Annotated in this window: 5 protein-coding genes; all 5 read right to left on the reverse strand. The window is 60.4% G+C overall.

Annotated features, from left to right (window positions below; all coding sequences use genetic code 11):
* Positions 1 to 259: 259 nt before the first annotated feature.
* The 5 genes from yiaK to B5E66_RS12440 all read right to left on the reverse strand — a co-directional run bounded on the left by yiaK (position 260) and on the right by B5E66_RS12440 (position 6,603).
* Entirely contained in the window at positions 260 to 1,261 is a 1,002-nt protein-coding gene (yiaK, locus tag B5E66_RS12420; RefSeq protein WP_087233721.1) for a 3-dehydro-L-gulonate 2-dehydrogenase, read from the reverse strand.
* 215 nt (positions 1,262 to 1,476) lie between these two features.
* Positions 1,477 to 2,502 (reverse strand): UDP-glucose 4-epimerase GalE, encoded by a 1,026-nt coding sequence (galE, locus tag B5E66_RS12425; RefSeq protein ID WP_087233724.1) that lies wholly within the window; start codon positions 2,500 to 2,502, stop codon positions 1,477 to 1,479.
* 241 nt (positions 2,503 to 2,743) lie between these two features.
* Positions 2,744 to 3,475 carry a hypothetical protein gene (locus tag B5E66_RS12430; RefSeq protein ID WP_087233726.1) on the reverse strand — a complete coding sequence of 244 codons (732 nt, stop codon included), beginning with the start codon at positions 3,473 to 3,475 and terminating at the stop codon, positions 2,744 to 2,746.
* 30 nt (positions 3,476 to 3,505) lie between these two features.
* Positions 3,506 to 4,570, reverse strand: coding sequence for an aldose epimerase family protein (locus B5E66_RS12435; RefSeq protein ID WP_087233729.1), 1,065 nt, complete (start codon positions 4,568 to 4,570; stop codon positions 3,506 to 3,508).
* Between the two features lie 242 nt (positions 4,571 to 4,812).
* The gene (locus tag B5E66_RS12440) at positions 4,813 to 6,603 is read right to left on the reverse strand and encodes a 5'-nucleotidase C-terminal domain-containing protein (RefSeq protein ID WP_242958200.1); all 1,791 of its coding nucleotides are present in this window, start codon (positions 6,601 to 6,603) and stop codon (positions 4,813 to 4,815) included.
* Between the last annotated feature and the right edge of the window lie 549 nt (positions 6,604 to 7,152).

The following is a 7,152-nucleotide window of genomic DNA, read 5'->3' on the forward strand; positions in this document are numbered from 1 at the left end:
CCAAAACAGGTTCAAAGGAAGGTCCTTTCCTTTGTGTGCCTATCATAACATACCCCCCCCGGTGTCAAGACCCAATTTCAAATTTTCCCTTTTTTTCTTTATTTTCTTTAGTTTGAAATTTCTAACTTTGTGGCGGGAGGAAATTTTCCGGTGGGGCAGCCGCGCCTTGCCACTCCGCCCGCCGGGCAGCAAAAAAATCCCGGCCGGACGGCATAAGCGTACGGTCGGGACCCAGATTCGGGAGCGCGGGGATCTTGCCTCACATCGCGAGTACTTCGCGCCACTTTTCTTCTGCAACGGGGATGCCCCGTTCCAGATTTTCCTTCCGGCTGCGGTATTCGCCCAGACCGGGGCAGCGCACCTCCCCGCCTTCGGTCACAGGCTGGCTGGAAGCCACATCCGCCGCGATGGCGTCCACGATGGCGTCGGTGGTTTCCACAGACTGGAATTTGGACGGGTCGATGGCGATCATGATCTGGCTCAGGCCGACTTCACTGCCAAAGCTGCCGATCTTTGCCACAGAGTTCGCGTCGGTCAGGACGGTGGCGATCAGATCCAGCAGGATCGAAAGGCCGCTGCCCTTCCAGTATCCGATGGGGAGCATCCGGCGGGTCTTTTCGATGGCGGCAGGGTCGGTGGTCAGGCTGCCGTTTTCGTCGTAGCCGCCCGCGACCGGGAGCTGTTTGCCCGCCAGACGTGTGGTCTCCAGCTTGCCGTAACTGAACTGGCTCAGCGCACAGTCCACCATGATATGCTCGCCGTTGGAGCGGGGAACCGCAAGGATCAGCGGATTGTTGCCGATGCGGTTATCCAGAGCGCCCCACGCAGGCATATTCGGGCAGGTGTTGGACCAGCAGATGCCAATGCAGCCCTGGTCCGCAGCCTGCCAGCCATAGGTGCCGCCCCGCATCCAGTGGTTGTTGTTGCCCAGAGCCACCAGGCCGATGCCGTTCTGCCTGGCCAGCTCGATGGCGCGGTCCATGGCGCGTTTCGCATTCAGCGGGCCAAAGCCGCGGTGCCCATCCCAGCGCTCCATCGAGCCAAAACGCGCCACACACTCGGCCTCGGCGGCGGGGTCGATCTCACCCTTTTTCAGGTAATTGACCACCACCGGGAACCGGTTCAGGCCATGGCTGAACACCCCCGCCAGGCTGTTCTGCGCAAAGATCTCGGCGGCATCGTGGGCACGGCCGGCGGAAAAGCCGTATTGACTCAGCACACGCTCAAATTCAGCCAACATTGTTTGATAGGGAACGCGCATCGTTTTGTCCTCCTTGTATCTGGTCGCAGAGCGCCTCCACAGGCTCTCGGGGCGCTTTTTCCGGGCCCATTGTATCTCAGCCCGCCCCGTTTGTCCAGCGTGCGGAGCCAGAAAAAGAAGCCGGCCGGCAAAAAGCCTTTATTTTCTGTGTTTTTGCGCTCTGCCCCAACGAAAAGGCCCCTGCCTTGGCGGCAGGGGCCTTGTTGGTTCCAGGTTTATTTGACGGTATGGTAGCCGTCGGGGTTATTCTTCTGCCAGTTCCAGCTGTCGGCGCACATATCTTCGATGCCGTACTCAGCCACCCAGTCCAGCTCCCGCTTGGCCTTGGAGGGGTCTGCATAGCACTCCGCGATGTCGCCGGGGCGGCGCGGGTCGATGACGTAGGGCAGCTCATGGCCGCAGGCCTTCTCAAAGGCGTGCAGCACCTCCAGCACACTGTATCCGCGGCCGGTGCCCAGGTTGCAGATGAACAGGCCGCAGCCGGTCTCCAGCTTGCGGATGGCGCACACATGGCCCCGGGCCAGGTCCACCACATGGATATAGTCCCGCACGCCGGTGCCGTCGGGGGTGGGGTAATCGTTGCCAAAGACGTGCACCTTTTCCAGCTTGCCCACAGCCACCTTGGCGATGTAGGGCATCAGGTTGTTGGGGATACCGTTGGGGTCCTCGCCGATCAGGCCGGACTTGTGCGCGCCGATGGGATTGAAGTAGCGCAGGATGGCCACATTCAGGCTGGGGTCCGCCTTGCACACATCGGTGAGGATCCGCTCGGTGAACACCTTGGTGGTGCCGTAGGGGTTGGTGGTGTTGCCAGTGGGGAAGTCCTCGGTGATGGGGACGCTGGCGGGGTCGCCATAGACGGTGGCCGAGGAGCTGAACACAAAGTTGTGGCAGTCATGCCGGCGCATCACGTCCAGGATGGTCAAGGTGCAGTTGAGGTTGTTGGAATAATACTCGATGGGTTTGTGGACGCTTTCGCCCACCGCTTTGTAGGCCGCGAACTGAATGACGGCGGTGATGTCCGGGCACTCCGCAAAGATGTGCTCCACCTGATCTGCCCTGGTCATATCCGCCTCATAGAAGCGGAAGTCCTTGCCGGTGATCTGCTTGATGCGGTCCAGCACCACGGGGCAGGAGTTGTAGAAGTTGTCCGCCACCACGATGTCATAGCCTGCGTTCAGCAGCTCGACGCAGGTGTGGCTGCCGATGTATCCGGCGCCGCCCGATACCAAAATTGCCATAACAAACCTTCCTCTCGATCAGCTTGGGTGTGATGCCCGGGCAAGCGCCCCGGCTCTTTGATTACAGGATAACGCTTTCTCTCACAGGAATCAAGGGGCGGCGCGCTTATCTGCATGGATTTTTGTCTCTTATGATCGCAGCGCAGCATTTATCGCCGCTCTTTTTTGCCTTGACCCAATGAAAAAACAACTCAAAAGCCAGCTCCGACGGAGCTGGCTTCGTTCCCATGTACAGGCCCGTTTATACCGCGTCCATTTGCGGGGTGTCCGCAGACAGGTCGCAGTACTGGCCGGTATAGTCGATGATCATCCCGTCCAGGTGCTGCCAGTCGGTATCCACCAGGGTGTAGACGTTGTCCTCCAGCTCGAGCTGCAGCATCACGGTCTGTTCCTGGCCATAGGCCAGCTCGGGCAGCAGGGCGTGGATGCCATCCAGCACCGCCGCCGCATAGAGATCCTCCATCGCTTCGTAGTCGGCGTCCGACATGGCGTACAGCTCCTCCTCGGAGGTGACGCCGTGCTGGGCCAGCACATCCGCCCACACGGCCGAGATATCGTTTTCGAGCGAATAGCGGTACAGGATGTCGATGGGCTGGATTTCCACCGTCACCGCATAGCTGCCGTCTTCCAGCTTGCTGGCGCCCTTGACCTCGTATTTGCTGTGGGAGTAGATCTCCTTGACCAGATCCAGCGCCTGGGCGGAAGCCGTCTCCGAGGGATAGATGGCAAAGTACTCCATCAGGATCTCGGCCTCTGCCTGGGTGTTCCATTCATAGTCCTCCTGCCGGGATTCCTCCTCGGTCAGGCCGGACAGGTCCAGATAATCCTGGTTGTACTGGCCAAGGTAGGCCGCATCCAGACAGCCCTGGATATAGGCTTTGGCATCATCGGCCGTAACGCCGCCGCAGCCTGTCAGAAGCAAGGCAAACAGGGCCAGCAGAGCCGCGGCAGCGCGGCGCAGGGATCGGGACATACAAACTCCTTTCTGTGAGGCAGCAGCCGGTCAGATCACGCCGCACTGCTTACCGGTAAAAAAACGAAGGGTATTGGACACACGGAACACCTTGCCCGCCCGCAGCACCGTGCTGGGGAACTCGGGATGGGAGGGACTGCAGGGGAAGTGCTCGGTCTCCAAAGCAAAGCCGTCATATTTCTGCATGGGGCGCAGGCCCTTGCCCGGGGTGGGGCAGTCCTGCAAAAAGTTGCCGGTATACAGGTGGACGCCGGGCTGGGTGGTATACACCTTCATGCTGATGCTGCTTTCATCGCAGGTGGCCCAGGCACAGATGCTCTGGCGGGCGCCGGCCCGGGGCCGGTCGATGACAAAGCAGTGGTCATAGCCGTCCCCCACCATGCGGGTCTGGTCGCTGCCGGGGGTCAGGTCGCGGCCGATCGCTTTGCCCCTGGTAAAGTCCATGGGGGTGCCGGCCACCGGCAGGATACGGCCGGTGGGACAGTTGCCCGGGCCGCCCTCCAGGAAGGTGGACGCATACAGCTTGAGCCGCTGGCCCAGCACCGAGCCGCCCCCGTTGAGGTTGAAGTAGGTGTGGTTGGTGAGGTTGACGATGGTGTCGGCGTCCGAGGATACCCGGTAGTCCATCCGCAGGGCGTTGTCCGGGGTCAGGGTATAGCGCACCGCGATCTTCATGTTGCCGGGGAAACCGTCCTCCCCGTCGGGGCTGTCCGCCTCCATCAGCACGGTATCCCCAAAGGCCTTGACGCTGTACATCTTGCGGGCAAAGCAGCCGTGCAGATGGTTGGCGCCGTCGTTGGCCTCCAGCTGATAGGTCTTGCCGTTGAGGGAGAAGGCGGCGTTCTCGATCCGGTTTGCATAGCGGCCCACAAAGGCGCCGCAGTAGGTGGCGGTGTCCCCCTCGTACTCCTGCAGGGTGTCGTGGCCCAGCACCACATCCACCGGCCCGCGTTTGGCGGGGACGATGATATTCTTGATGATCGCCCCGTAGTCCAGTACACTGACCGACAGCCCGCCGGGGTTGGTAAGGATATACTCACTCACTGCATCGCCTTTCTGAGTGAACCCAAAAAGCCGCGTTTCTATTTTGGCCATTTCGCTGCCTCCTTCCGCCGGCACAGCGCAGCCGCGCCGGCAAATGTAGACCCGGTATACATACGTCTCTTTCTTATGATTATATCATAATTTGACACGCTTTACATGGATTTCTTTTGTATTGTACATACAATTTTCGCGGATTTATTTGTGAAACATTACCGGGCAGTCGGCAAAAAGAGAAAAGCCCCCGCTTCCCGGCAGGAAAGCAGGGGCACAGCAAGTGAGGGAACGGCCCAGGTTTAACCCAGGCTTGCTTCGGTGATGACGGTGGAGGGCAGGGTGCGGGCGTCCTCATTGCCAGGCAGGGTCAGGGTGCCGGCGCGCAGCATCTCCACGGCCTGCTGATGCTTGGCGGGATCCCAGTTGTTGCCCACCAGCTTCCAGTTGTTGTCCACATGGGGCTGGATGACGCCGCCCTTGACGGTCTGGATGTACTCGCCCAGCAGCTCACGGATGCCGCCCAGGTCGCCCCGGACATCCATCTCCAGCAGCTGCGGCATTGCCTCGCCGGGGGCGAAGATATCCGCCGCGATCAGCAGCTGGGTGGTGGCACGGTAGTTGTTGACCGCAATGGCAAAGCTGTCGGTGTCCGCCACGGGGGTGCCGTCGGGCCAGGTCAGGCTGCGGATGCGGTTGCCCGGCTCCTGGCTGATGTCGATCTCATAGTTGACGCCTGCAAATGCATCGTAGAGGTAATAGCGGGTGTCGGGGTCAAAGGCGATGGTCAGGTCGCCGGGCTGCCAGGTCTTGTAGAAGGCAGCCGACCATTCCATGTAATCCCGCAGCTGTGCGCCGTTCATCTGCAGCTTGTACAGGGTGTTCTCGTAGGTGTAGATGCTGGTCAGGTCGCACTTGCGGATGGTGCCCTCCCGCATCTGGCCGGTCATGGAGGTCATGGCCGTAGCCGACACCTGCGCGCCGGTGTAGTACAGCTGCACCTCGTTGATGAAGTCCAGCAGGGCGGTATCCTGTACCATGGGGCTGGGGATGTTCTCGATCTCGTTGTCGGGGGCCATGTTGCCGCCCACCAGCTCACCGATGGGGATGACGGCGTCCGCCTTGGCGCGCTCGTCGTAGGGAGCCAGCAGGGCCACCAGCTCGGGGTCTGCCTGGTAGTCCTTGATCTGGATGCTCTCGGAGCTGCGGCTGGCCACCTTCCAGCCGCCGTCCAGTTTGCGGTGCAGCTGCAGGTGGATGTCCGACATGGTAGCGCCGGCGTTCTTGTTCTCGATCACCAGCACGCCGTTGATCTCCTCGCCGGGGATCTCCTTGTGGCCGTGGGCCGCGATGATGACGTCGAACTCGGGACAGGCGTTGGCCAGGTCGGTGACGCCGGAGCCATAGACGCCGTACTCGTTTTCGGTGTCCATATGCATGACGCCGATCAGCACATCCACCTGGTCTTTGATCTGGTCGATCACCTTGCGGCACTCATCCACAGGGTTGGTGACGGTCCAACCGGTCAGATTGACCGCATCCCAGCGGGTGATATTGGGGGTGACCATGCCGATCAGGCCAATGCGGACATCCCGCTTTTTCAGGATGGTGTAGCTGTTGGCCAGGGGGGTGCCGTCGGGGGCGTAGACGTTGCCGGTCAGCACCTGGGCCTTCTGCTGGGCCATCACCTTCTGGATCACGTCCATGCCGTAGTTGTACTCGTGGTTGCCGGGCACCCAGACGTCGTAGCCGATGGCGTTCATGGCGGCCATCATGGGGTGGATATCGTCCTCCAGGAACAGCTGGGAGGAGTTGCCCTGGATGGTGTCGCCTGCGTCGATCACCAGGGTATCGGGGGTGCGCAGCTGCTTGATGGCAGCGGCCTGCTGGGCCACGCTGCCGCTGGTATCCTCTTTGTTGGCCGCGTAGTCCCAGGGGTCAAACTTGCCATGGGTGTCGCTGGTGGCCAGGATCTGCAGGTCCATGGTGAAGGGCCAGAACGAAGCGGCCGAAGCGGCAGGTGCAGCAGTGGTCACCGCGGCGGCTGCGGCGGTGATGCCGGCTGCGCGCATGAAAGCGCGGCGGGAGATCATCTTTTTCACAGTATGTCACTCCTTTTTCCATTCTTCTTTTCTTTTTAAATTTAAAACGGTCAGGGGTCGCTGCTTTCAGTATAAAACTTTCGACATGATTTTACAATCAATTTTTCGCAAAATAATCTTATAGAATTTTATATCTTTCGCCCAATCATCCAATTTGCCGCATACTCCCTCCCACGCTCCCGTGCGTGCGGGCAGCCGCGCCAAGCGCGTCCTGCGGACGAAGCAGCGAAGGCGCGGCTGGCGCAGCGCTCCGGTTTTTGCAAGCGGGCTCCGTCCCGCGCCGCAAAAATCGGCTAAGCGCAAGAGGCACGCTAGGCCGAGTGCGCGGTTCGACGGCAAATTTTGTCCAAAAGGGGGATATTAGGGACTGCGCAGCAGGCAGAAATGGGTTCCCCCTGGAGCGTTCGTTTTCGACACACAAAACAATGCGGGGGCCGGCCGCATGGCCGACCCCCGCAGAGGGACCCTATCTTTCGTGACGCAAAAGTTCTTTTGTTTTGGTGCGATCAACAACAGAAGGAATATTGGTTCTATTCCTCT

The organism is Faecalibacterium sp. An121, assembly GCF_002160915.1.
Classification (GTDB): Bacteria; Bacillota; Clostridia; order Oscillospirales; family Ruminococcaceae; genus Faecalibacterium; species Faecalibacterium avium.